Raw genomic sequence first — 20,737 nt, 5'->3', positions numbered from 1 at the left:
GGGGACAGACACGCCGCGCCCGGTGGCCTTTGAGGGAGACGACCCTTCACGCCTGAGACGTAAGGCGACAGGCTATGCTGAGGGCCATGAACATCGCTGATCCGCTGGGGGTGCCCGCCGCGCCGCTGGAAACCTGGCAGGCCATGCAGGCGCGGCTGAACGACGCCGACCTGACCGGCGCCCGCCTGATCCTGATCACCGACCGGCAGGGCGAGCGCCCCTGGGCGGGCTACGCCGCGCTGGTTACGCTGGGCCGGGGAGCTGCCGAGGAAGCCATTCTCTCGGCCCCGGCCTTTGGCCCCCGCTACGGCGCTGCCGGAGCCGCGGCCCTCGCCGAGCTGGTGCGCTGGGCAGACAGCGCCGGCATTCGCCCCACCGAGACGATTCTCGGCAGCGGCGACTTTCAGCGGGTGCTCGCTGAACCGGACGCGGGCGAAGTGGCGGCACTCATCGCGGCGACCAATCCGGCGGACCCGGCGATCTACACGACGCCTCAGCCGGCGACTGAACCGGAGTGGGTGTAGTAATCCAGTAAGAAGCTCGCTTACTTCCGTAACTTCTTACGCTCCAGCACCGCGAGTTCGTCCACCCGCTCGTTTTCGCCGTGCCCGGCGTGGCCTTTGACCCACAGGAAGGTCAAGGCATGGACCTTGGCAAGTTCGATGAGTTCTTCCCAGAGGTCCTGATTCTTGACCGGCTCCTTGCTCGCCGTTTTCCAGCCATTGCGCTGCCAGTTAAGAATCCAGCCGTCGGTGAAGGCCTTGCGGAGGTACTGGCTGTCGGTAATCACCTTGACCTGACAGGGGCGCCGCAGCGTGCGTAGTCCTTCGAGCAGGCCGCGCAGCTCCATGCGGTTGTTGGTGGTGTTTTCCTCGTTGCCGCTGAGCACCAGTTCGCGCTCGCCGTAGCGCAGGATGGTGGCCCAGCCGCCGTGCCCCTTGGTGGTGTCGCAGGCACCATCGCTGTAGAGCTCGACCACCTGCCCGCCGACCGGCACCTCGGGCTGAATGCCGGCGCGAATCGGCAGCAGGTCACGCGAGGTGTCGGGCTTTTTGCGGGCAGAGGGGCGGCCTGGGCGAGTCATAGGCGCGAACTGTAGGGAGCGCGGGCGGGGGCTGTCAACTGCTTATACGGACTGCGCTCCATTCCAGCACAGTCGGAAAAGCACCGCCTGCGCTTCCATACCGCGAAATCCGTATTTTTTTCTACTCGCATCCGCGCTGCTGCGCAGCTTTACAAGTCGGATTGAATCCAAAACAACTGGATTCAATCGGAAGCCGTAGCAGGCCACGCGGGGCTCACTCCGGCTGACTCTTCCCCTGGGGCGGCTCCACGTCGGCGGGCAGGCGCACCGGGTCCATCGGGACCGCCAGTTCGCCGTCGCCCTGGTAGGCGGGGCTGGGGAACCAGTAGCGCCGCAGCCACAGCACGAGCAGGGACGCGGTGGGAATAGCGAGCAGGGCGCCCGGCAGACCGGCCAGCCCCCCGCCGATCAGGATGGCGATCAGGATGCTCGCCGCGCTGAGGTTGACGGTGCGGCCCATGACCATCGGCGCGATGACGTTCCAGGCCACCTGATTGAGAACGAAATACAGCCCCGCCACGATCAGGACTTTGGTCGTGCCCAGCGGCAGCGCTTGCAGCAGCGCCGGAATCGCCGCCAGCACCATGCCCACCAGCGGCACGAGGTTGAGCAGCCCGGTCAGCAGCCCCAGCGCCAGCGCGTTGGGCACGCCGAGCAGCAACAGGCCGACCCCCGAAATGCCGCTGATGACGAGCAGCAAGATGAGCTGCGCCCGGATGTAGTTCCCGAACGACTTGCTCACGTCTTCCGAGAGCAGCAGCAGGCGCGGCTGCCACTCCTTGGGAAAGACCCGCAGCAGCGTGCGCCCAAACTTGCTGTGGTCGAGCATGAAAAAGACGGCGAGCGTGAGTACCAGCCCCGCCTGCCCCAGCCAGTTCATGACGCCGCTGACCTGCCCATAGAGCGCCGAATCGGGCGAGAGCACCCGCGCGAGCAGCGGCCCGAAGTTGCGGGTGAGGTTGTCCACCTGCTCGCGCACGTACTGGGTAAGCTGCGCCTGGGTCTGCGAGATGCCGGCGTTGTTGTGGCCCGGTCCCTTGCCGATGAGGTGTTCGAGCAGTTGCGGCAGGCTGTTGAGCAGCGCCGGCAGACCCTGAAGGAAGCTCACGACCTGCGACGCCACCGACCAGAACAGCACGCCGATCACGCCGAGGACCACGATCAGCGTCAGCGCCACCCCGAAAGGCCGCGTGATGCGGTGTTTTTCCAGCCAGAGCAGCAGCGGGTTGAAGGTGTACGACAGCGCGTAGGCAATGGCGATCAGCGCGAGGCCTCCCGCTGCCTGCCGCGCCAGCCCGATGAGCAGCAGCGCAGCGATCGCGTACACGATCAGTCGCACGTAGGACCGACTCCACAAGAAAGCGAGCAGTTGCGGCACGGTGCGAAGGGCGTTTCCCATGGGCCATCACACTATCGCCTTTGCGGGTGCCTAGGCGATCCTGGCCGCCGCGCCGCTTCCCGCCCGTTCTACTCAGCGGAGCCGTTACGCTGAAGAGGATGCCTCAGCCGGTCACCGCCCTGCTCGCCGCCATGATTACCCCCGCCGTCCTGATCAGCGGCGCGGGCACCCTGATCATGAGCACCAGCACCCGCGTGGGCCGCGCCACCGACCGGGTGCGCGGGCTGACCTCGCGCTTCAAGCAGCTGGTGTCGGCAGAAGGGCAAAACGAACCGCTCGCCCGCGAGGAAAAGCGCCTGATCATTCGCCAGTTGCCCCGGCTCTCGCGCCGCACCCGCTTTCTGATGCGGGCACTTCAGGCCTTCTACACCTCGGTCGCGCTGCTGGTGCTGACGAGCATTTTGCTCGGTCTGGACGGACTGTTCGACGTGAACACCGGGAGCCTGCCGCTGCTGGTCGCGCTCGGCGGCAGTGTCTCGCTCGCTTACGGCGCCCTGCTGCTGAGCTACGAGGCCCGCTACAGCGCGGCGACCACCAAGGAAGAGATGCGTTTTCTGGAAGAACTCGGCCAGCACTACGCAGAGCTGTACGCCGACGAACTGAGCTAGCCAGCAGCAAAAAACCGCCCCCACCTGCGAAAGCGGGGACGGTCTATGGCACGGGGAAACGGTAAGCCGGGTTCTGTCTGCCCCAGAGGGTTGGCCCTGGGGCAGCCTGATCATCTGTCTGGGACGCCTGTTGCCAGGACGCCTCAAGCGACCATCCTGGCGGCTCAAACGGGCGGGCCGCCCTCGCCGCACTGTCGGGTCTTGCACCGGATGGGGTTGACCAGACGCTCCCGGTCTCCCGGGAACCTGGTGCGCTCTTACCGCACCGTTTCACCCTGACCACCCGCGCCCGCGCCGGGGCCTGTGTGGGGTGGCGGTCTGGTTTCTGTGGCACTGTCCTTCGACTTCGCCGCTTTCCGCCTGCTTGCGGCACTCAGGCGGACGCTCGGCTCGCCGACCAGCCGTTAGCTGGCATCCTTGCCCTGCGGTGCCCGGACTTTCCTCACCTTCCCTGCCGAAAAAGCAGGTCAGGCGCGACCAGGAGTTTCCCCGCGCCCGGCAGGATAGCAGAAGGCGCTGTGAGGCGCCCGCTTAGCCGTACTGCGTGCCCCAGCGGTCCTGGGTTTGTTCCCAGGCCCCGTCCCAGACGGCGCGGGGGGTCTTGTGCGGGTGCAGGAGCTGCTCCAGGTCACGCGGGCCGAGTTCGCGGTATTCGCCGGGATTCAGGTCGCCCAGCCACAGCCCGCCCACCCGGTAGCGCACCAGACGGCCCACCGGGTGCCCCAGGGCTTCGAGCATGCGGCGCACCTGACGGTTGCGGCCCTCGCCCAGCACCACGTAGGCGCCGTCCTCGGCGGGAGCGGCACTCAGGGCCTGCGCGGGGCCGTCGTCCATGGCGATGCCGCGCACCAGCACGTCCAGTTCGGCCTGGGTGGGTGGCTCGCGGCCTTCGGTCCAGGCGCGGTAGGCCTTTTCGTGGCCGTAGCGGGGGTGGGTCAGGGTGAGGGTCAGGTCGCCGTCGTTGGTGAGCAGCAGCAGCCCCTCCGAGTCCTTGTCGAGCCGGCCCACCGGATGCAGGCCCGGCACGTCGGGCATGGCGTCGAGGACGTTGCGGCGGCCATATTCATCATGGGCGGTGGTGACGAAACCCACCGGCTTGTAGAGCGCGTAGGTGACGGTTTCGGGGCGCGTGAGCTCGACCAGCCGCCCGTCCACCCGCACGTCGTCGGTGTCATTCACGCCCTGGCCGAGGCCCGCCGTTTGACCATTCACTGTGACCCGTCCGGCGCGAATCAGCTCCTCGGCGGCGCGGCGCGAGGCGATTCCGGCGCGGGCAAGGCGTTTGTGCAAGCGCTCAGCGGACACCGGCCTCACCTCCCCGGCCACCCAGCGGCGCGGCGAACAGCGCGAGCAGCGCGGCGAGGCCCAGCCAGCCGACCACCACCCACAGCACCAGCCGCAGCGACGGCGGCAAGGAAGTCTGGAGCTTCAGCAGGGCGGGCAGCAGCGTGGCGACGGTCAGCAGGTTGCCGGTCACCAGACCACCCACCTTGGCGCCGTCGGGCTGGGCACCGGCAAAAAGTTGAAACAGGCCCCAGGCGAGCAGGAGGCCCCCCGAGGCGCGGGCGAGCCACAGCGGCGAGATGCCGATGAGCTGCGCTGCGCTGCCGGGCAGGAAATACAGCAGCAGCCCCAGCGGCACCAGCAGCAGGGCGGTCATCCAGAAGGCGGCGCGTAACACGGGGGACAGTGTAGTCGGTCATCAGGCGCGGTCCCCCTCAGTCTCTAGCCGCCTTAACCGTTCCGCTGCCCAGGCGACATGCGGGGCGCCCTAGCCTCCGGGCATGATCAAGGGCAAAGAACTGCTGGGGCGCCCCGTCGTCGCCGTGAGCAACGGGGCGCAGGTGGACAACGTGCACGACGTGGTGTTCGACCACCAGGGCAACCGGGTGCTGGCGCTGCTCGTCGAAGAGGGCGGCTGGCTCAGGGCTGCCAAGGCTGTGCCGTTCGGGCGCGTGCAGTCGATCGGGGAAAAGGCCGTGATGATTGCCACGCCCGAGGATGTGGTGAACACGGGGCGTGACCCAGTGCTGAAAGAGGCGCTCGCGGGCAAGACCAACCTGATCGGCATGACGCTGCTGACCACCGACGGTCAGACGCTCGGCAAGATCACCGACGTGTATTTCGACGAGCGCAGCGGGCAGGTGGAGGGCTACGAAGCGTCGGGCGGGCTGTTTGCCGACATGACCAACGGACGCACCTTTATTCCCGCGCCGCAAAGCATCCAAATCGGCAAGGACAGCGCCATCGTGCCCGCTGGCGTGGCCGCCGCCATGCGCGAGCAGGCGCCGGGGGGCATTCGCGGGGCGTTTCACACGGCAGGCAAGAGCCTGGGAGGCGCAGTGCAGGGTGCCGCCGACAGCGTGCGCGGCGCGTACGAAGACACCAGCCGCAGCGTGCGCGAAAACTATGAGCAGGTTTCGGCCAACGTCGCCGAAGCCGCCCGCGAGGGCCAGCAGCAGGCGCGGGCGGCGGCGAGCGACCTGCGCAGCCGCGTGCAGGGCGGGGCCGAGGACCTCCGCGAGGCGAGCGCCGAACGCCAGAAAGACTTCGTGGTGGGCAAGGTCGCCGGGCAGGACGTGCGCACCGACAACGGCGTGCTGATTGTGGCGAAGGGCACCACCATCGACGAGGGGCAGGCCCGCTTCGCCGAGCAGAATGGCGCCCTGCCCGCGCTGCTCGCCGCTGCCGCCGGGGGCAGTGTGCGTGAGGGCGTGCGCGACCTGCTCGCCGACCCCAGCAGCGACGCCGGTGACGTGGTGGGCCGCCGCGTGCAGGAAGACGTGCGCTCGTCGGTGGGCAGCCTGATCGCCGTGCAGGGCCAGATCGTGACCCCGGAAGTGGCCGAGCGCGCCCGCGAACTCGGTCTGGAGGAGCGGCTCGTCGCGGCGACCCAGGCCCCGGGCCTTCAGACGCCGCCGGTGCCCGACCGAGCAGAACTGCGCGAACAAGCCAGCGACCTGCGCGACAACCTCGCCGACGGGCTGAGCAATGTGTCGCAGAACGTATCGCAGGGGGCGAACGAACTGCTGGGCCGCGCCAAATCCTGGCTTGGCGAACGCCGCGAAGACCTGGAAGACTCGCTTGACCGCCAGGAACAGGAAGCGTACCAAGCCCGCATCCGTGACGCACTCGGACGCCCAGTGACCCGCGCCGTGCTGACGCGCACCGACCGGGTGATTTTGCAACCCGGCGAACTCGTCACCCACGCCGCGCTCGACGAGGCCCGCGCCGCCGGGGTGCTGGGGCTGCTGCTCGACAGCGTAGATGGCGGCGCCCCGCTGAGCTGAAGGGCCCCCCACCCACACCCGTTCCCGCGCTGTCCCATGAAGGTGGGGGCAACAGCGCGGGAACCTTTCGGCCGCTGACCCCGTATGGTAAAGAGTATGCAGCAGATAGCCATGACCCAACAAAAGACGCTGGATCAGGTCAGGACCTTTATGGCCCGCACCTACTCCTGGATGGCGGCGGGCCTCGCGCTCACGGCCGGCGTCGCTTACCTGACCGCCCAGAACGAAGGGCTCGCGATGCAAGTCGCCAGCCTGCGCCTGCCGCTGATGCTCGCGCAACTCGCGCTGGTGTTCGTGCTGAGCATGTTCGCCCAGCGCCTCAGCGCGGCGGTGGCCGGCGCCCTGTTCGTCGGGTACGCGGCGCTCACCGGCCTGACCTTCAGCGCCCTGCTCTTCGCCTACTCGCCCGCCGCCGTCATTACGGCCTTTGCCGTGAGCGCCGGCACCTTCGGCCTCATGAGCGTGGCCGGTTTCGTCATCAAAAAGGACCTCAGCGCCATGGGCCGCTTCTTCCTGTTTGCGGTGCTTGGATTGGTCGTCGCCATGCTGGTCAACCTGTTCGTGGGCAGCAGCGCCCTGAGCCTCGGCATCAGCATGATCGGCGTGTTTCTGTTCGCCGGCCTGACTGCCTACGACACCCAGATGCTGCGGAACCTCGCCCTGAGCGGTATCAGCGGTGAGCAGGCCGAGCGCGCTTCCATCAACGGGGCGCTCGCGCTGTACCTCGACTTCATCAACATCTTCCTGTTCCTGCTGAATATCGGCAACTCGCGCGACTGAGCCGCTCACTCTCTTCCAAGCCCTGGCCCACGCGGTCAGGGTTTTTTCTTGGCAGGACACGCAGTTGAACCACCCGTCAGGTGAGTCCACGGGGGCTTGACAAACGGCAGCCGGGCGCTCAGCTCAGCCGTGACGGTTCTGTTAGATCGCGCTGCTTACAGTGACCCGCATGACTCCGCCCGCAGCCCCCCGCGCTGCCGCTGCCCCGCCTGAGCGCCGCCCGGCGCGGCTCGCAGCGGTGCGGGCGGGGCGCTCCCGGCCACCGCTGCAAACCTTGCAGACGCAGTTCACGCTGGTGGTCTCGCTGCTGGCCTTTTTGCCCAATCTGGTGCTGGCGCTGGCCTCGGGTGCAGGCAGCCTGAGCTGGTCGGCGGCGGCGTGGATGCTGCTGGTGGGGCTGCTCTCGGCGGTCATCGGATACGTGCTCAGCGGCGCCCTGCTGCGGCCCCTGCACCGGCTGGAACTGGAAGTGAGCGAGGGCGACTTCGCGCAGTTTCATGCCGATGACCCGCGCGAAATCCGCTCGCTGCGCCGGGCGTTCGGCAGCCTGATGACGCGGCTGGGCACCGAACAGACCCGCCGCAACGCCTTCATGGCGACGCTGGTCCACGACCTCAAGACGCCCCTGATCGCCACCGGGCACCTCACCCGCGCCCTGACCGAGCTGCCCCTCCCCGACGACGAAAAACGCGCGGTGGGCCAGGAGATTCAGACCGAAACCGAGCGGCTGCTCGCGCTGGTGCAGCAGATGGCCGACGCCCACCGCTTCGAGCGCGACGACGTGCAACTCCACCTCGCCCCCGGCGACCTGCGCGAGGTGGCCGAGCAGGCCGCGCGGCGCCTGCGTCCCCAGGCCGAGGCGCGCGGCCTGAGCCTGCACGTCAGCGGCAGCGGGCAGGCCGAAATCGACGCCGCCGCGCTGGAACGGGCGGTGGGCAACCTCACCGAAAACGCCCTGCGCTACGCCCGCCATGAGGTGCGGCTGACGGCGGCGCCCGGCCTGCTGAGGGTGCAGGACGACGGCCCCGGCCTGAGTGCGTCCTTAGACGACCTCGCCCAGCCCTTCAACGCCCAACCCGCCGTCATTGCCGGGCAGCAGTACACCGCCGGCACGGCGGGCCTGGGACTCTTCATCGTACGGCGCATCGCCGAGGCCCACGGCGGCACGCTGCGCTATGGCCGCGAACCTCCCCGGGGGCGCCTTCCCGCCGCGCCCGGCGCCTTCCCCCTGACCACATTCACCCTCGTTTTGCCGGAGGTTTTGCCATGAGACTAGTGATTGCCGACGACCATCCCCTTTTCCGCATGGGCCTGAAATACGCCCTGATTCAGCAGGGCTTCGACGTGGTGGCCGAAGCCGCCGACGGCCCGAGTGCCCTGGACGCCTGCCGCACCTACCAGCCCGACGCCGCGCTGCTCGACGTGAAGATGCCCGGCATGACCGGCATCGAGGTCTGCGACCGCCTGCGCCTGACCGCGCCGCGCGTGGTGAGCATCCTGATTACCACCTTCGCCGAGCCCGCCATCGTGCAGGCTGCCCGCGCCGCCGGGGCGAAGGGCTATGTGAGCAAGGAAACCGACCCCGAGAGCCTCGCCCGGCAACTGCGCGAGATCGTGGCGCACCCGGAAGTGGACCGGCTGCCGCAGGTGGACGTGCCGCGCCTGACCCCCCGCGAGTCGGAAGTGCTGCCGCTGCTTGCCCGCGGCTTTTCCAACAAGGAAATCGCCCGTGACCTCGGCGTGAGCCCCGACACCGTCAAGGACCACCTCGCCCGCCTCTACAGCAAACTCAACGCCGGGGACCGTACCGAGGCCGTGAGCCGGGCCCGCAGCATCGGCCTGCTGAGCTGAGAAAATTTAACCCTCTGCAACGCGAGAACGCGGAAAGCCTGCTTGAGAAAGGCAGTTCCGCGTTCTTCTTTTGAGCCTCAAATGTCCAGCGTCACCGTCACCGGCCCGTCGTTGACGAGTTCGATGTCCATGTGCGCCCCGAAGACGCCCTCGCCCACGGGCAGCCCCAGGGCACGCAGGGCCGCGTTGAATTCGGCGTACAGCTCGCGCCCCTGCTTGGGCGACGCGGCGCCGGTGAAGCTTGGGCGGTTGCCCCGGCTGGTGTCGGCGAACAGGGTGAACTGGCTGATGCTCAGCACGCCGCCGCCGATGTCCTGCACCGAGCGGTTCATCTTGCCCGCATCGTCGTTGAAAATCCGCAGTTTAGCGAGCTTGGCGGCCAGCGTGCGGGCGGTGTCAGCGCTGTCCTGCGGCGCGACCCCCAGCAGCACCAGCAGGCCGGGGCCGGTCTCCCCCGTCACCGCGCCGTCCACCGTGCATTTCGCCCGCGTGACCCGCTGAACGACGGCCCGCATTCAGTGTTCCAGACGGGCGCGCAGGGATGTGACCGCGTCCGAGAGCAGTTCGGCCTCGGTCATGTCGAGGTTGCCACGCGTTTTCTCGGCGAGCATGGTGAGCAGTTTGAAGCTGCGCTCAGCGGTCTGACGGGCACGGTTTTCGGCCAGCAGGCCGTCGCGGGCGGCACTGGCGGTGGCGGCGTTGAGATCACCGAGCGCCGCTTCCGCCGTGGCGTGTAGCGAGTTGACAAGACCGACAAATTCAGGATGAGCCATGCCCGCGATGCTAGCAGGCGTCCGGACCGGGAAAAGAGAAAATGAGGGAGTCACGAAAAAGCCGCCCCCGGTGCAGGAGGCGGCAGGCAACACTCGGGGGTCAGCCGGGAATACGCAGCTTCTGGCCGGGTTGAATCAGGTCAGGGTTGCTGATGTTATTGTAATGGGCGATCTTCTTGTACTCCATCTGGTCGCCGTAGTAGTGCTCGGCGATCTTGCTGAGGCTGTCGCCGGGCTTGACGGTGTACACGGTGTCGCCGGTGTCCTCGTCCTTGTCCTTGGCGAGTTCCTTGGCGCCTTGGGCCACACGCAGACCGCTAATGTCCACGCCGCTCACGCCCTGCACGCCACGGGCGAGCTGCTCGGCGAGGCGCAGTTCGTGGTCGCTGTCCACCGCGCCGCGCAGGATGACACTGTTGCCGCTTTGCAAGACATCAATGGGGTTGTTGGCGAGTTCGCCGTTGCCCCGAATAGCCGAGAGAACCGCCTTGGCGATGCGGCTGGTGTCCTCGATCTCCACGTCACCGGCGCCCTGCTGGACGATGTCGGGCATCTGGACGGGAGTTGAGGGGCTGTCCTGCACGCTGGGGCTGGTTTGTGCAGGCGTGGTAGGCGCCGTCTGAGCAGCAGGCGCAGAGGCCTGTTGCAGCACTGTCACTCCGCTGACATCAATGTTCTTGACGCCATTGATGCCGCCAGCCACAGCATTGATCAGGCCAATCTGCGACTGCCGGGCCACCTCACCCGTCACCTTGACCGTCCCCCGGCTTTCCTGCACCTCCAGGCCGAGCGGGGCCAGCACCGGGTTTGCCTTGAACGCATCTTTCACGCGATCTGCCGTACTTTTTCCAAAAGGCCACATGCCCGCACCATACCCGACTCCGTGCCTTACGTTACCTTTGTTTAAGGATTGGTCAGGACGTTTGCCCCGCAGATGCGAAACGGGTGAACAGCGCGGTAAGTCTCGCCTCCCCTGCGGCATACTCGCTGCCATGACGCAGCAACCCGAAAATGTCGCCATCAGCGCCGAAGACCGCTCCCGGCTGGATCAGGTGTTCATGCAAGTCGTGCTGGACGTGCAGGCGCAGGTGCAGCAGCAAAAGCCCGCGCAGAGCGGCAACCTCGCCGCCATGTTCCACAAGGAGACGGTCAGCGAGGCGCTCCAGGGCTGCGCCATGCTGATCGCGGGCTGGAACCAGGGCCGGGTGGACGCGGCGGGGGTGAACCGCGCTGCCAAGGCGCTGCGGGCGCTGGAACTGCCCGAACTCGCCGAGCGGGTGGAAAAGCTGCGGGGCATTGCCGAGGGCTGAGCACACAAGTCAGGGACCGCTTCTTCTCACCATTGGAAGAAGCGGTCCCTTCGCCTGGCCCTCTAAGACTGCCGCTCCGCTGCAAGCTGCTGCACGGCTTCCTGGTCAGCCTGTGCGTACTCCTCGGCCCGGCCCAGGGCGCCCCACTCGTCCACGCCTCCCGGCAGCACGGGCGGCAGGCCCTGGAGGTAGGCCGCCTGCGCGATGAGGTAAGCGGTGAGCGGCGTGGTTAGGAACTGAAAAAGCAGCACGGCGATGAGGCGGGTCAGCGCCGCCGACTCCTGAAACGAGAGGGCCACCCCCAGAAAAATGCCCGCCGAGCCGAGTGTCACCAGCTTGGAACTGGCGTGCAGCCGCGAGTACAGGTCGGGAAAACGCACCACCCCGATGGCGGCAGTCAGCACGAAAAAAGCCCCGATCAGGATGGGAATGTCGCGCCAGGGGTTGAAGTCGGAGACCAGCGTGTCCATCAGCGCATCACCCGCCCGAGGAGCAGGTAGCGAGTAAGAGCCACTGTGCTCAGAAAGCCCAGCAGCGAAAGCACCAGCGCGGCGTCCAGCATCACGAGTTGACGCGAGCGCACGGCGAGCAGGGTAAAGAGCACCACCAGGTTCACGCTGAGGAAATCGAAGGCCATGATGCGGTCGCCCCAGCTCGGGCCGCGCAGCACGCGGTAGGTCACGAGCAGGACCGAGAGGGTCACGATGCCCAGGGCGATATTGATGATCATGTCGGCACCTCACCTTGAGAAGCGGCGGGCAACTCCGGCTGGAGAAACCGCAGCAGTTCTTCTTCGACTTTGACGATGCTCTCGCGGGCGGCCTGCGGCGTTTTCAGGCCCACCGCGTGCGCGTAGAGCGTGCGGCGGTCCGGGCTCAGGCCCATCGCCACCGTGCCGGGCATCAGGGTGATGGCGGCGGCGAGCAGCGTCAGGCCCAGGTCGCCCCGCACCCGCAGCGGCACCGCTACGATCATGGGGTTGAGCTGCGGGTCGCGGCGCAGCGCTATCAGCGCGACGTGAATGTTGGCGGCAGTCAGTTCGCGCAGGAAAAAGACGATAAATCCTGCCAGCCCCCGGCTGCGTTCCAGATACCGCTCGGCCCCCAGCCCGTGGGGAAAAAGCCGCAGAATCAGGAAGCCGACCAGAAACCCCACCGCCAACTCGCGGCTGCTGACCTCACCGGAAAACAGCGCCCACACGACCGCCAGCAGCAGATTGAGCGCCAGGCCTCTCATTTCTCCTCCTCCGTCCGGGTCTTTTGCCCACTTTCCTTCTGCCCGTCCTTCTTCTGCACGTCATCTCCCGTGGGCGGCGGCGGAATCACGATCGGCGCGGTGCCCAGCACGCCCCGGATATAGCGCTCCGGCTCGCCGAGTTCACGCGCCACCGTGCCCGAAAAGGCGAGCAGCGGCCCGGCGCCCAGACTCAGGCTCGCGACCAGCGCGGAAGCGAGGTAGGCGGGCAGGCGCTGCGTAAGCGGCACCTGACGCACCGGCTCCTCGCGCGGGTGCTTGCCCCAGAAAAAGCCGCGCCAGACGTTGAGCAGGGCGTAGAGCGTAATCAGGCTGGACACCAGCGCGCTGACTACGGCGATGACCGTCAGCAGCGAACCCTGCGGCCCGCTGGCCTGCGCCAGTCCCGCCCGCACCAGCGCGAACTTGGCGATAAAGCCCCCGCTCGGCGGCAGCCCGGCCACCGTCAGGGCGCACAGCAGGAAGCAGGCGGCGAGCAGCGGCATGGCCTCCAGAAAGCCCCGCGCCTTGACGTTGCGCGTCCCGCTTGCCCGCTCGGCCACCGCCGCGATCAGAAACAGCGCCAACGTGACGAGCACGCTCACCGCGAGGTAGACGACGGTGGCCCGCAGCGCTTCGGGCGTGCCGAGGCCCAGGCCGAACGCCAGGTAGCCCACGCTGCCGACCACGGTAAACGACAGGATGCGCCGCCACTCGCGCTGGCTGACCGCCCCCAGCGCCCCGTAGAGCATCGTTACCGCCCCGAGGCCCAGCAGCAGCGCGCGCGGCAGCGCCGGGTCTGCGGAAACACGGTGATGAGAACGCGCACCAGGGCGTAGACCCCCACCTTCGTCAGCACCGACGCGAAGAAGGTGCCGCTCGCCGCCGGCAGCGCCGGGTAGGTGCCGGGTAGCCAGAAGCCCAGCGGAAACAGGGCCCCCTTGGCAGAGAACACGATGAGCAGCAGGACGCTGATGGCCGTCACGCCCGCGTTCGGCCCGAGTTCGGCGCTGCGCTGCGCGAGGTGGGCTAAGTTGAGCGTACCGAGCAACCCGTAGGTCAGCCCACAGGCGAGCACCAGCAGCGCCGAAGCCGTCAGGTTCATCACGATGTAGCGGAAGCCCTCGCGCAGTTGCTCGCGGGTGGCCCCGAGCACCGTAAGCGCGTAGCTCGCCACCAGCATCACCTCGAAGGCGACGAACAGGTTGAAGAGGTCGCCGGTCAGGAAAGAAAGCTGCACGCCGGTCAGCAGCAGCAGGAAGAAGGCGAAGGCGTGGTGCCGCTCGCGCGCCGGGTCTTCCTCGGCGGCCATGAACCACGCGGCAAAGAGGCCCGCGACGGCGCCCAGCACGCTGAGATACGCGCCCAGCCGGTCGGCGGCCATCACGATGCCGAAAGGGGCCGCCCAGCCGCCCAGCGTACTGACGAGTACCGTGCCGCTCCCAGCTCCAGTGGCCGCAAGCAGCAGCAGGGCAAACAGCAGGGTGAGGCCCGCGCCGCCGACGAGCAGGGCCGCCCGCAGCGAACGGCGCAGCGGCGCGAGCGTCAGCAGCCCTATGCCCAGCGGCGTCAGAATCGGCGCGAGCGGCAGCCAGGAGGTCACCACGCCCGGCGCGGCCAGCATCACCTCGCCGCTCACGCGCGGCCTCCAGTGAGCGCGGGGCCGGCAGGGTCGTCTTCCCCTTCCCAGTCGGGCGAGTCGGGACTTTGCTGCTCGGGGTCGGCGCCCAGGCCGTCGGGGGCGTCGGGGTCACGGGCGAGATTGTCGCCGAAGGCTTCCACGTCCTCGTGCCCGGCCACCTGATACGCCCGCAGCGCCACGGTGAGCAGCAGCGCGGTGGTGGCGAACCCGATGACGATGGCGGTCAGAATCAGCGCCTGCGGGAGCGGGTCCACATATGGCCCCGGCAACGTGAGCAGCGGCGGCGCCTTATTTTCCAGGCCCGCCACCGTCAGGATGGCGAGGTTGACGCCGTAGCCGATAAACGCCAGCCCCAGCACCACCCGCACGACAGAGCGCGAGAGCAGCAAAAACACGCCGCTGCCGACCAGAATCCCAATGATGAGCGCAAAGAGAGACGCCATTACTCGTCCTCCTCGACCAGTTCGGTGGGGTGCACGTCAATCAGCGAGCCGACGATGAGCATGGTGCTGCCCACCACCACCGCGAACACGCCGATGTCGAACAGCATGGCGGTGGCCCACTCGAACTCGCCGGTCAGCGCGGTGGTGAAGTAGCCGTAATCGCTTTTCAGGAAGGGCCGGCCCAGCAGGTAAGGCACCAACCCGGTCACGAACGACAGCGCCGCGCCCCAGGGAATGAGCCGCGCGGGGTCGGTCCGCAGCGCGTCTTCCCCGGTGGCGATGCGGTGCAAAATCAGCGCGCAGGCGGTCATCAATCCCGCGATGAACCCGCCCCCCGGTGCGTTGTGCCCGCGCCACAGCAGCAGCAGCGCAAAAATCATGATCAGGGCGAAGGCCGCCCGGCTCACCGTCCGCAGGATGGGGTCGCCGCTGGTGATGGAGGCCGGAGCAGCAGAGGCGAGCGCCTCACGCGGCTTTCCCGCTGTCGCCGCCTGGGGCCGGGACGCGGCGCGGGGGGCCTTTTTCTTTTTCGGACTCATTCCTGGCCTCCTTCACGGGGCGCTGGGGATTCTGGGGGTGGGGCTTCTGGAGACGTCGGGGGTTCCGGCAGTTCCGCGCTTTTCGGGGGCGTTTTCGGCACGAGAATGGGAGCGCCTGACGGGGTCACGCCCCGCCGCTCGGTGCGGGGCCGGCCCGGTTTGCCCAGCCGGGTCAGGCCGGCGACCGCCAGCGCGACCATCGCCACCACCAGGATCTCGCCCAGGGTGTCGAAGCCGCGGAAGTCCACCAGCAGCACGTTCACGGCGTTTTTGCCGCCGCCGCCCGCATACGAGTTGACGAGGTACCACGGCGAAATCGGCGTCGCCAGAAAACGCAGGCTGGACAGCACCAGCAGCGTGACGCCCACCCCGGCGGCCACCGCGAGCAGCCCGTCGAGCACCAGCCGCCCCCGCGCACGCGGCAGGTCGCGTGCCCCCGGCAGGTAGCGGAAGGCGAGCAGAAAGAGAATCACCGTGACCGCTTCCACCAGCAGTTGCGTGAGCGCGAGGTCGGGGGCGCGCAGGGCGAGGAACGCGGCGGCGCTGCCGAAGCCGGTGAGTCCGGTCACGATGACGGCGGTCAGGCGGTTGTTCGAGAGCAGCACGCCCACCGCCCCGCCGACCAGCAGCACCGCGATGGGCACGATGCCGAGCGGCACGCTGCCGATGCCGTGAAACACCTGCGGCGAGCGCCACACCGCGTACCCGCCGATCAGGCCAGCGGCGAGCAGCGAAATCCGCATCTGGTCGGGCAGCGCGAGACCCTGGGTGCGGGCGATCAGGCGACTCGCCAGGACGTTGAGGCCCTGAAGCAGCGAGTAATAGACGGTGTTGGCGTTCCAGCGCGGGGTGAGGCGGCTTTGCACCTCGGCAAAGGGCCGCGCCTGCCACACCAGCAGCCCGCCGAGCAGCCAGGTCAGCCCTGTGAGCAGCAGCGCCGGGGTCACGCCGTGCCACAGCGCGAGGTGCTCACGGACGGCGCCGAAGTTGAGCGCGGCCTCGGCAGTGCGCGTCAGCACCTCTGCCGTGTGCGGCCACAGACCGAAGAGGAGCGCCGTGCCCGCCAGCAGTCCCGCCGGCAGGGTCAGGCCCAGCGGCGCCTCGTGGACGTGCGCCTTGAGTGCGTCCTGCCGCAGTTCGCGCCGCGTGGGCGTCAGCCCGGAGCGGGGGGCAAAGAAAATACTCAGCAGCCGGGCGCTGTAGGCGAGGGTGAGGGCGCTGCCCAGGACCGCCACGGCGATGAAGCCGGGACCGGCGCGGAGCATGTTTTCGTAAAACAGTTCTTTGGACACGAACCCGCCCAGCGGCGGCAATCCGGCCATGCTCAGCGCGGCGAGCAGCGCGATGACGAAGGTCACCGGCATCTGACGCCGCAGGTTCTGGAGGTAGGGAATCTGACGGGTGCCGGTTTCATGGTCGATGATGCCCACCACGAAAAACAGCGCCGCCTTGAACGCCGCGTGGTTGAGCAGGTGCGCGGTGGCGGCAAAGCGCCCGCCCGCGTCGGCCAGCCCGTAGAGGCTCATCAGCAGCCCGAGCTGCGAGACGGTGGAGTACGCCAGCAGCGCCTTGAGATCGGTCTGCCGCAGCGCCAGCCACGAGCCCCACACCATCGTCAGCAGCCCCAGCGGCACGGTGATGCCCGACCACAGCGCCGACGTGCCGAAAATCAGCCCGAATTTGGCGACGAGCACCACCCCGGCCTTGACCATGGTGGCCGAGTGCAAGAAGGCCGAGATGGGTGTGGGCGCTTCCATCGCCGTGGGTAGCCAGATGTGAAAGGGAAGCTGCGCCGACTTGGTGAAGGCCGCCAGCAGCGTGCACAGCAGCGCGGGCACGAACAGCGGCGAGGCGCGCACGGCGCCGAGGTCGAGCTGCGAAAGGTTGGGGCTCCCCCCGGCGATAGACAGCATGGCGGCGGCGGCGAGCAGCCCCAGCCCGCCGAGCGCCGAAATCAGAAACGCCTTGACCGCTCCGTCGCGCGCCGCGCTGCGGGTGTGCCACAGCCCGATGAGCAGAAAGCTGGTCACGCTGGTCATTTCCCAGAAGCCGAACAGCGCCACGAGGTTGTCGCTGAGCACCAGCCCCAGCATGGAGCCGCCGAAGCAGAGCAGGTACGGGTAAAAGCGTCCGAACTTCTCGCCCGCCGACAGGTAAGCCACCGAGTACAGCGTGGCGAGGGTACCGATCACCCCGATCAGGGCGGCGAACAGCAGCGAAAAGCCGTCGCCCCGGAACACCAGATTCAGCCCCAGTTCGGGCACCCAGCGCGTCACCTCGCTCACGGGCGCGGCGGCAGGCAGGGCGAACAGACGCGGAATCAGCGCCAGCGCGGGCAGAAACCCGGCGGCGGCAAAGTACCCGGTGCGCCGCCCCAGTTGAGGCCCAAGTAGGGCACACACAGCGGCCATCAGAAAGGGAAACAGGACGGCGAGGGTCACGGACGGCCTCCGGCGCGCTCAGGCGGCAACAGGGCCATCAGGCAGGGTGGGGGCAGACTGAGTTTGTGCAGACTGGGTTGATTCAGGCTGGGTTCGGGCATCGGGCCTCCATCACAGCACGGGCGGCGCAGGCCAGCGCCGGAACGTGCCGCATTGACTGGGAACAAAGGGCAGGGACAGCCCGCAGGATCAGGCTTCCCACGACTGTGTTCACGGGACTTCGGAACCGTCCCCCTCCGGTTCCCGGGGTTCCTCGGCTGGCCCCAGCGCGCGGGGCAAGGGCAGCCGACCGACCCCGAGTGTAGCGGAGGCGCGCGGCGCGGGCACGGCGCTACACTTGCCCGGTGAAGACCTACACCGTACAAGTGGGCGACGTGACGCGCGAACTGCCGCTGATGGAAGTGCCCGGCGGCGCCCGGGTGGCCCTGTTCAACATGCTCGGCGACACCGAAGTGACCGAGGCGGCGGGCAAGGCGCTCGCGGCGCGGCTGCCGGGTGACGTGGACATGCTCGTCACCCCCGAGGTCAAGGCCGTGTCGCTCGCGCACGTCATCAGCCGCGAGTCGGGCAAGCCCTACATCGTGATTCGCAAGACCCAGAAGCCCTATATGCATAACCCCATCGCCCGCGAGGTGGTCAGCATCACCACCGGCAAGCCGCAACTGCTGGTGCTCGACGGCTTCGACGTGGAAAAGCTGCGCGGCAAGCGGGTCGCCATCGTGGACGACGTGGTGTCGAGCGGCGGCACTCTGCACTCCATCACCGAGATTCTGGACGAGGTGGGGGCGCAGGTCGCCGCCGTCGTCGCCGTGTTCACCGAGGGCCAGGAACGCCCGGAAGTGACCTCGCTTGGGCACCTGCCGCTGTTTATGGAGGGCGACAAGTAAAGAAAATAGGCAAGGGAAAAGGGGCCTGAGCAATCGCTGAGGCCCTTTCCCTATTGCTTTCTCCCCTTACCCCGGCAGCGGCGTCTTGCGCTCCGGGCCGCCGTCCACGCCGCCGCTGCGGCCCGTGCCCGCACCGCCCTCGGCTTCGCCGCCGAGGTCACTGCCGAGGCGGTTATTGGGTTCGCCCTGACGGTCTTCGCCGTCGCTGCCACCCAGCCGCCCGTCGTCGAAACCGGGCTGATCGTTGACGTTGCCGCTCTCGTCGGCGTTCTCGCGCAGGATGTCCTCGGCGCTCATCTTGTCGTTGAGCAGTTCGCCGGTGGTGCCCTCGTCCACCACTTCGCCAGTTACTTCTTGCTCCAACTGCTCGGCGTTCAGGTGCTGTTCGTCGCTTTTGTCGTTGCGGGTCATGGGGGCACTCTAAAGCGCACCAGGGACGCGGGGCTGAGCCGCACCTTGAGAATCTTCCGGGCACATTCCCTTGTGCGTCACCGGGCGCGGCGCAGCGGAGGCCCGCGCTATGCTGCCCGCAGATGAATCTTTCGCGCACGCTGCCGATCAAGCGGGCCGCCCACGTCTATCTGGTGCGGGGTGAAGAACTGCTGCTGGTCGAAGAACGAATGGACGACGGCTCGATTTTCTATGGACTGCCGGGCGGCAAGGCCCAGCCGAGCGAGACGCTGGCCGACGCCGCCGTGCGGCAGGTGCTGGTCGAGACCGGCCTGCACGTCACCAACCTCGAATTTGTCAGCTTGCTCGAAGGCGAGCTGCTGACCGGCACCCGCAACGAGTGCTTTGCCAATTTTGCCCGCTTCACGGCGGCGTTTCATGGCGAACTCGACCCCACCGACCCCGAAGTGGTGGGCGTGAAATGGGTGCCCTTCGAGCAGGTCGAGGGCCTGGTGCGCTACGGCCCGCCGCCCGAGTGCGAGGAACGCAACCCGCTGATCTGGCTGCCCACCCGCGACTTCATCGCCGGCAAAGCGCGGGCGTACTACCCGATTTGAGACGGACTGCGCTCCATTCCAGCACAGTCGGAATTCGTATGAGACGCGCCCTATTGCGGGGGCTCGCCCTCTCGCTCACCCTCGGCGGTGCGGCGCTGGGCCAGAGCGTGGGCGATTCCATCTTCCCGTCGCTCGGGCAGCGCGGGCTGGACGTGCAGCACTATGACCTACACCTGACCGTGCCGCGTCCCGGCGAGCCGCACCTCAGCGGCGACGTGACCCTCACCGTCGGTGCCCGCGAGCCGCTGTCCCGCATCGTTCTTGACCTGCTGGGGCCACGGGTGAGCGCGGCGCAGTGGAACGGGCAACGCGTGCGCTGGGTGCAGACCGCGCAGAAGGTGGAAGTGACGCTTCCGCGCCCGCTGCGCCCCGGCGAAACGGGCCGCCTGCGGCTGATCTATGCGGGTACGCCGGAACTCAGCGGCGACCCCGGTTTGCCCATCCGCCCCGGCTGGCAAAACGAGGCGGGCCTGAGCTACAGCCTCAGTGAGCCGCACGGCACGCGGGGCTTTTTGCCGTGCAATGACCACCCGTCCGACCCGGCGACCTTCACGGTGCGGGTCACGGTGCCGGCGAGCGCGTCGGCGGCGGCCAGTGGACTGTTCACGACGCAGACAGAGCGCAACGGCCTGAAGACCCTGACGTTTACCCAGCGTGTCCCAGTGCCGACCTATGCGCTGGGGCTGATTGTCGGGCCACTGGAACGGCGCACCGCACCGGACGTGCAGCTCGGCACCCAGACGGTGCACCGCCGGGACATCTACGCGGCGGGATTGCCCGCTGGGACGACGGTTCCCGAGGGCGAAACGGCGCGGATGCTGCGGGTGCTGAGCGACTGGTTCGGCCCCTACCCCGACGAGGTGTACGGCGTCGCCCTGCTGCCGGTGCGGCAACTGGCGCTGGAAACGGCGGGCCTGACCACCATGCCTGCCACTTCCAACCGCGAGCGGGTCCGGCTGCACGAGCTGGCGCACCAGTGGTTCGGCGACCAGGTGACGCTGGCCGACTGGGCCGACACCTGGCTGAGCGAAGGCTTTGCCACCTACGCCGAGCTGCTGTGGGCCGAGAGCCAGGGTGAAGACGGTCAGGCGATGGCCGCCGACTGGTACGCGCGGCTGTCGGTCCTGCCCAGCCGCCCGCTGCGCGCCACCCGTGAAGAAGAAATCTTCGATGCCAGCGCCTATTTTCGCGGCGCACTGGCCCTGCACGCCCTGCGGCTGAAGGTGGGCGACGCGGCGTTCGGGCAATTCCTGCACAGCTACGTGAAGACCTTTACAGGCCGCCCAGTTTCGACGACGGCACTGCTGACATTGGTGAAAACACAATTGGGGGCGGAGGCCGAACAGACGCTGCGGGTGTGGGTCGAAGGACGGACGTTGCCGCCGCTGCCTGAGCCTGTTGGGGCGCCCGTCTAGCTGGCCTTCAGCCTCGGCAATGGAGCAGCAACTTT

26 protein-coding genes and 1 other RNA gene are annotated in these 20,737 nt (G+C 68.0%); 10 read left to right on the top strand and 17 right to left on the bottom strand.

All coding sequences use genetic code 11. The annotated features are described in order from the left end of the window. The first annotated feature begins 86 nt into the window (after nt 1-86). Nucleotides 87-524 carry a DUF3197 domain-containing protein gene (locus tag DR_RS04655; RefSeq protein ID WP_034349644.1) on the top strand — a complete coding sequence of 146 codons (438 nt, stop codon included), beginning with the start codon at nt 87-89 and terminating at the stop codon, nt 522-524. 20 nt (nt 525-544) lie between these two features. On the opposite strand, the gene rnhA is transcribed toward DR_RS04655, so the two are convergent. Together rnhA and DR_RS04645 are read right to left on the bottom strand one after the other, a co-directional pair. Next, nucleotides 545-1,084 (bottom strand): ribonuclease HI, encoded by a 540-nt coding sequence (gene rnhA / locus DR_RS04650; protein WP_010887544.1) that lies wholly within the window; start codon nt 1,082-1,084, stop codon nt 545-547. 214 nt (nt 1,085-1,298) lie between these two features. Further along, nucleotides 1,299-2,483 (bottom strand): AI-2E family transporter, encoded by a 1,185-nt coding sequence (locus tag DR_RS04645; protein ID WP_010887543.1) that lies wholly within the window; start codon nt 2,481-2,483, stop codon nt 1,299-1,301. A 98-nt stretch (nt 2,484-2,581) separates the two neighbouring features. Here DR_RS04645 and DR_RS04640 point away from each other — a divergent pair, with 98 nt between their 5' ends. After that, a complete protein-coding gene (locus tag DR_RS04640; RefSeq protein WP_027479688.1) occupies nt 2,582-3,091 on the top strand; it encodes a DUF2721 domain-containing protein in 510 nt (169 codons plus the stop codon). Between the two features lie 46 nt (nt 3,092-3,137). On the opposite strand, the gene rnpB is transcribed toward DR_RS04640, so the two are convergent. The 3 genes from rnpB to DR_RS04625 form a co-directional block, all read right to left on the bottom strand. Continuing rightward, an RNA gene (gene rnpB / locus DR_RS04635) (RNase P RNA component class A) lies at nt 3,138-3,584 on the bottom strand. A 38-nt stretch (nt 3,585-3,622) separates the two neighbouring features. Next, the gene (locus DR_RS04630; protein WP_010887541.1) at nt 3,623-4,396 is read right to left on the bottom strand and encodes a pseudouridine synthase; all 774 of its coding nucleotides are present in this window, start codon (nt 4,394-4,396) and stop codon (nt 3,623-3,625) included. After that, nucleotides 4,386-4,772, bottom strand: a complete 387-nt coding sequence (locus tag DR_RS04625) for a hypothetical protein (protein WP_010887540.1) — start codon at nt 4,770-4,772, stop codon at nt 4,386-4,388. The genes DR_RS04630 and DR_RS04625 overlap by 11 nt, the downstream gene beginning before the upstream one ends. A 103-nt stretch (nt 4,773-4,875) precedes the next feature. Here DR_RS04625 and DR_RS04620 point away from each other — a divergent pair, with 103 nt between their 5' ends. From DR_RS04620 to DR_RS04605, 4 genes are all read left to right on the top strand, one after another. Then, a complete protein-coding gene (locus tag DR_RS04620) occupies nt 4,876-6,381 on the top strand; it encodes a PRC-barrel domain-containing protein (RefSeq protein ID WP_010887539.1) in 1,506 nt (501 codons plus the stop codon). 96 nt (nt 6,382-6,477) lie between these two features. Beyond that, nucleotides 6,478-7,161 (top strand): Bax inhibitor-1/YccA family protein, encoded by a 684-nt coding sequence (locus DR_RS04615; protein WP_027479689.1) that lies wholly within the window; start codon nt 6,478-6,480, stop codon nt 7,159-7,161. 160 nt (nt 7,162-7,321) lie between these two features. Next, nucleotides 7,322-8,431 (top strand): sensor histidine kinase, encoded by a 1,110-nt coding sequence (locus DR_RS04610; protein ID WP_010887537.1) that lies wholly within the window; start codon nt 7,322-7,324, stop codon nt 8,429-8,431. Continuing rightward, entirely contained in the window at nt 8,428-9,012 is a 585-nt protein-coding gene (locus tag DR_RS04605) for a response regulator transcription factor (protein WP_010887536.1), read from the top strand. Before DR_RS04610 ends, DR_RS04605 begins: the two co-directional genes overlap by 4 nt. 77 nt (nt 9,013-9,089) lie before the next feature. Here the strand turns inward: DR_RS04605 and dtd are convergent, their stop codons facing one another. The 3 genes from dtd to DR_RS04590 all read right to left on the bottom strand — a co-directional run bounded on the left by dtd (nt 9,090) and on the right by DR_RS04590 (nt 10,647). Then, on the bottom strand, nt 9,090-9,527 hold the full coding sequence (gene dtd, locus DR_RS04600) for a D-aminoacyl-tRNA deacylase (RefSeq protein ID WP_010887535.1): 438 nt from the start codon (nt 9,525-9,527) through the stop codon (nt 9,090-9,092). Next, on the bottom strand, nt 9,528-9,785 hold the full coding sequence (locus DR_RS04595; RefSeq protein WP_027479690.1) for a DUF1844 domain-containing protein: 258 nt from the start codon (nt 9,783-9,785) through the stop codon (nt 9,528-9,530). A 100-nt stretch (nt 9,786-9,885) separates the two neighbouring features. Then, a complete protein-coding gene (locus DR_RS04590) occupies nt 9,886-10,647 on the bottom strand; it encodes a LysM peptidoglycan-binding domain-containing protein (RefSeq protein ID WP_010887533.1) in 762 nt (253 codons plus the stop codon). 130 nt (nt 10,648-10,777) lie between these two features. Between DR_RS04590 and DR_RS04585 the strand changes: the two genes are divergently transcribed. Then, nucleotides 10,778-11,095 carry a hypothetical protein gene (locus DR_RS04585; protein ID WP_027479691.1) on the top strand — a complete coding sequence of 106 codons (318 nt, stop codon included), beginning with the start codon at nt 10,778-10,780 and terminating at the stop codon, nt 11,093-11,095. A 62-nt stretch (nt 11,096-11,157) separates the two neighbouring features. On the opposite strand, the gene mnhG is transcribed toward DR_RS04585, so the two are convergent. The 8 genes from mnhG to mbhE are packed head-to-tail and all read right to left on the bottom strand — an operon-like array spanning nt 11,158 to nt 17,393. Beyond that, a complete protein-coding gene (gene mnhG, locus DR_RS04580) occupies nt 11,158-11,565 on the bottom strand; it encodes a monovalent cation/H(+) antiporter subunit G (RefSeq protein ID WP_010887531.1) in 408 nt (135 codons plus the stop codon). After that, nucleotides 11,565-11,825, bottom strand: coding sequence for a monovalent cation/H+ antiporter complex subunit F (locus DR_RS04575; RefSeq protein WP_010887530.1), 261 nt, complete (start codon nt 11,823-11,825; stop codon nt 11,565-11,567). Before DR_RS04575 ends, mnhG begins: the two co-directional genes overlap by 1 nt. Further along, the gene (locus DR_RS04570; RefSeq protein ID WP_010887529.1) at nt 11,822-12,331 is read right to left on the bottom strand and encodes a Na+/H+ antiporter subunit E; all 510 of its coding nucleotides are present in this window, start codon (nt 12,329-12,331) and stop codon (nt 11,822-11,824) included. Before DR_RS04570 ends, DR_RS04575 begins: the two co-directional genes overlap by 4 nt. Beyond that, a complete protein-coding gene (locus DR_RS17060) occupies nt 12,328-13,080 on the bottom strand; it encodes a proton-conducting transporter membrane subunit (RefSeq protein WP_268741599.1) in 753 nt (250 codons plus the stop codon). Before DR_RS17060 ends, DR_RS04570 begins: the two co-directional genes overlap by 4 nt. Nucleotides 13,081-13,082: 2 nt before the next feature. Further along, nucleotides 13,083-13,967 (bottom strand): proton-conducting transporter membrane subunit, encoded by an 885-nt coding sequence (locus DR_RS17055; protein WP_010887528.1) that lies wholly within the window; start codon nt 13,965-13,967, stop codon nt 13,083-13,085. Further along, on the bottom strand, nt 13,964-14,413 hold the full coding sequence (locus DR_RS04560) for an NADH-quinone oxidoreductase subunit K (protein WP_010887527.1): 450 nt from the start codon (nt 14,411-14,413) through the stop codon (nt 13,964-13,966). Before DR_RS04560 ends, DR_RS17055 begins: the two co-directional genes overlap by 4 nt. Then, a complete protein-coding gene (locus tag DR_RS04555) occupies nt 14,413-14,952 on the bottom strand; it encodes a Na(+)/H(+) antiporter subunit B (RefSeq protein WP_010887526.1) in 540 nt (179 codons plus the stop codon). The genes DR_RS04560 and DR_RS04555 overlap by 1 nt, the downstream gene beginning before the upstream one ends. Beyond that, a complete protein-coding gene (gene mbhE, locus DR_RS04550; protein ID WP_010887525.1) occupies nt 14,949-17,393 on the bottom strand; it encodes a hydrogen gas-evolving membrane-bound hydrogenase subunit E in 2,445 nt (814 codons plus the stop codon). The genes DR_RS04555 and mbhE overlap by 4 nt, the downstream gene beginning before the upstream one ends. A 344-nt stretch (nt 17,394-17,737) precedes the next feature. Between mbhE and DR_RS04545 the strand changes: the two genes are divergently transcribed. Further along, nucleotides 17,738-18,280: a phosphoribosyltransferase family protein gene (locus tag DR_RS04545; protein ID WP_010887523.1), complete on the top strand. Its 543-nt coding sequence runs from the start codon at nt 17,738-17,740 to the stop codon at nt 18,278-18,280. Nucleotides 18,281-18,346: 66 nt separating this feature from the next. On the opposite strand, the gene DR_RS04540 is transcribed toward DR_RS04545, so the two are convergent. Further along, nucleotides 18,347-18,691 (bottom strand): hypothetical protein, encoded by a 345-nt coding sequence (locus DR_RS04540; protein WP_010887522.1) that lies wholly within the window; start codon nt 18,689-18,691, stop codon nt 18,347-18,349. A 122-nt stretch (nt 18,692-18,813) separates the two neighbouring features. On the opposite strand from DR_RS04540, the gene DR_RS04535 reads away from it, so the two are divergent. Both DR_RS04535 and DR_RS04530 read left to right on the top strand, forming a co-directional pair. Beyond that, nucleotides 18,814-19,287, top strand: coding sequence for an NUDIX domain-containing protein (locus tag DR_RS04535; protein WP_010887521.1), 474 nt, complete (start codon nt 18,814-18,816; stop codon nt 19,285-19,287). A gap of 38 nt (nt 19,288-19,325) precedes the next feature. After that, nucleotides 19,326-20,702, top strand: coding sequence for a M1 family metallopeptidase (locus DR_RS04530; protein WP_051618861.1), 1,377 nt, complete (start codon nt 19,326-19,328; stop codon nt 20,700-20,702). Nucleotides 20,703-20,737: the final 35 nt, after the last annotated feature.

This window comes from Deinococcus radiodurans R1 = ATCC 13939 = DSM 20539 (genome assembly GCF_000008565.1).
Classification (GTDB): Bacteria; Deinococcota; Deinococci; order Deinococcales; family Deinococcaceae; genus Deinococcus; species Deinococcus radiodurans.
This window is presented reverse-complemented; position numbering and strand designations above follow the sequence as displayed.

Excerpts from the sequence above, each read along its gene's own strand:
- DR_RS04645 (WP_010887543.1), bottom strand. The coding sequence starts at position 2,483 with ATGGGAAACGCCCTTCGCACCGTGCCGCAACTGCTCGCTTTCTTGTGG.
- dtd (WP_010887535.1), bottom strand. The coding sequence starts at position 9,527 with ATGCGGGCCGTCGTTCAGCGGGTCACGCGGGCGAAATGCACGGTGGAC.
- DR_RS04540 (WP_010887522.1), bottom strand. The coding sequence starts at position 18,691 with ATGACCCGCAACGACAAAAGCGACGAACAGCACCTGAACGCCGAGCAG.
- DR_RS04585 (WP_027479691.1), top strand. The coding sequence starts at position 10,778 with ATGACGCAGCAACCCGAAAATGTCGCCATCAGCGCCGAAGACCGCTCC.
- DR_RS04570 (WP_010887529.1), bottom strand. The coding sequence starts at position 12,331 with ATGAGAGGCCTGGCGCTCAATCTGCTGCTGGCGGTCGTGTGGGCGCTG.
- DR_RS04605 (WP_010887536.1), top strand. The coding sequence starts at position 8,428 with ATGAGACTAGTGATTGCCGACGACCATCCCCTTTTCCGCATGGGCCTG.
- rnhA (WP_010887544.1), bottom strand. The coding sequence starts at position 1,084 with ATGACTCGCCCAGGCCGCCCCTCTGCCCGCAAAAAGCCCGACACCTCG.
- DR_RS04595 (WP_027479690.1), bottom strand. The coding sequence starts at position 9,785 with ATGGCTCATCCTGAATTTGTCGGTCTTGTCAACTCGCTACACGCCACG.
- DR_RS04575 (WP_010887530.1), bottom strand. The coding sequence starts at position 11,825 with ATGATCATCAATATCGCCCTGGGCATCGTGACCCTCTCGGTCCTGCTC.
- DR_RS04615 (WP_027479689.1), top strand. The coding sequence starts at position 6,478 with ATGCAGCAGATAGCCATGACCCAACAAAAGACGCTGGATCAGGTCAGG.
- DR_RS04535 (WP_010887521.1), top strand. The coding sequence starts at position 18,814 with ATGAATCTTTCGCGCACGCTGCCGATCAAGCGGGCCGCCCACGTCTAT.
- DR_RS04530 (WP_051618861.1), top strand. The coding sequence starts at position 19,326 with ATGAGACGCGCCCTATTGCGGGGGCTCGCCCTCTCGCTCACCCTCGGC.
- DR_RS04590 (WP_010887533.1), bottom strand. The coding sequence starts at position 10,647 with ATGTGGCCTTTTGGAAAAAGTACGGCAGATCGCGTGAAAGATGCGTTC.
- DR_RS17060 (WP_268741599.1), bottom strand. The coding sequence starts at position 13,080 with ATGCTCTACGGGGCGCTGGGGGCGGTCAGCCAGCGCGAGTGGCGGCGC.
- mnhG (WP_010887531.1), bottom strand. The coding sequence starts at position 11,565 with ATGGACACGCTGGTCTCCGACTTCAACCCCTGGCGCGACATTCCCATC.
- DR_RS04560 (WP_010887527.1), bottom strand. The coding sequence starts at position 14,413 with ATGGCGTCTCTCTTTGCGCTCATCATTGGGATTCTGGTCGGCAGCGGC.
- DR_RS04640 (WP_027479688.1), top strand. The coding sequence starts at position 2,582 with ATGCCTCAGCCGGTCACCGCCCTGCTCGCCGCCATGATTACCCCCGCC.
- DR_RS04620 (WP_010887539.1), top strand. The coding sequence starts at position 4,876 with ATGATCAAGGGCAAAGAACTGCTGGGGCGCCCCGTCGTCGCCGTGAGC.
- DR_RS04555 (WP_010887526.1), bottom strand. The coding sequence starts at position 14,952 with ATGAGTCCGAAAAAGAAAAAGGCCCCCCGCGCCGCGTCCCGGCCCCAG.
- DR_RS04655 (WP_034349644.1), top strand. The coding sequence starts at position 87 with ATGAACATCGCTGATCCGCTGGGGGTGCCCGCCGCGCCGCTGGAAACC.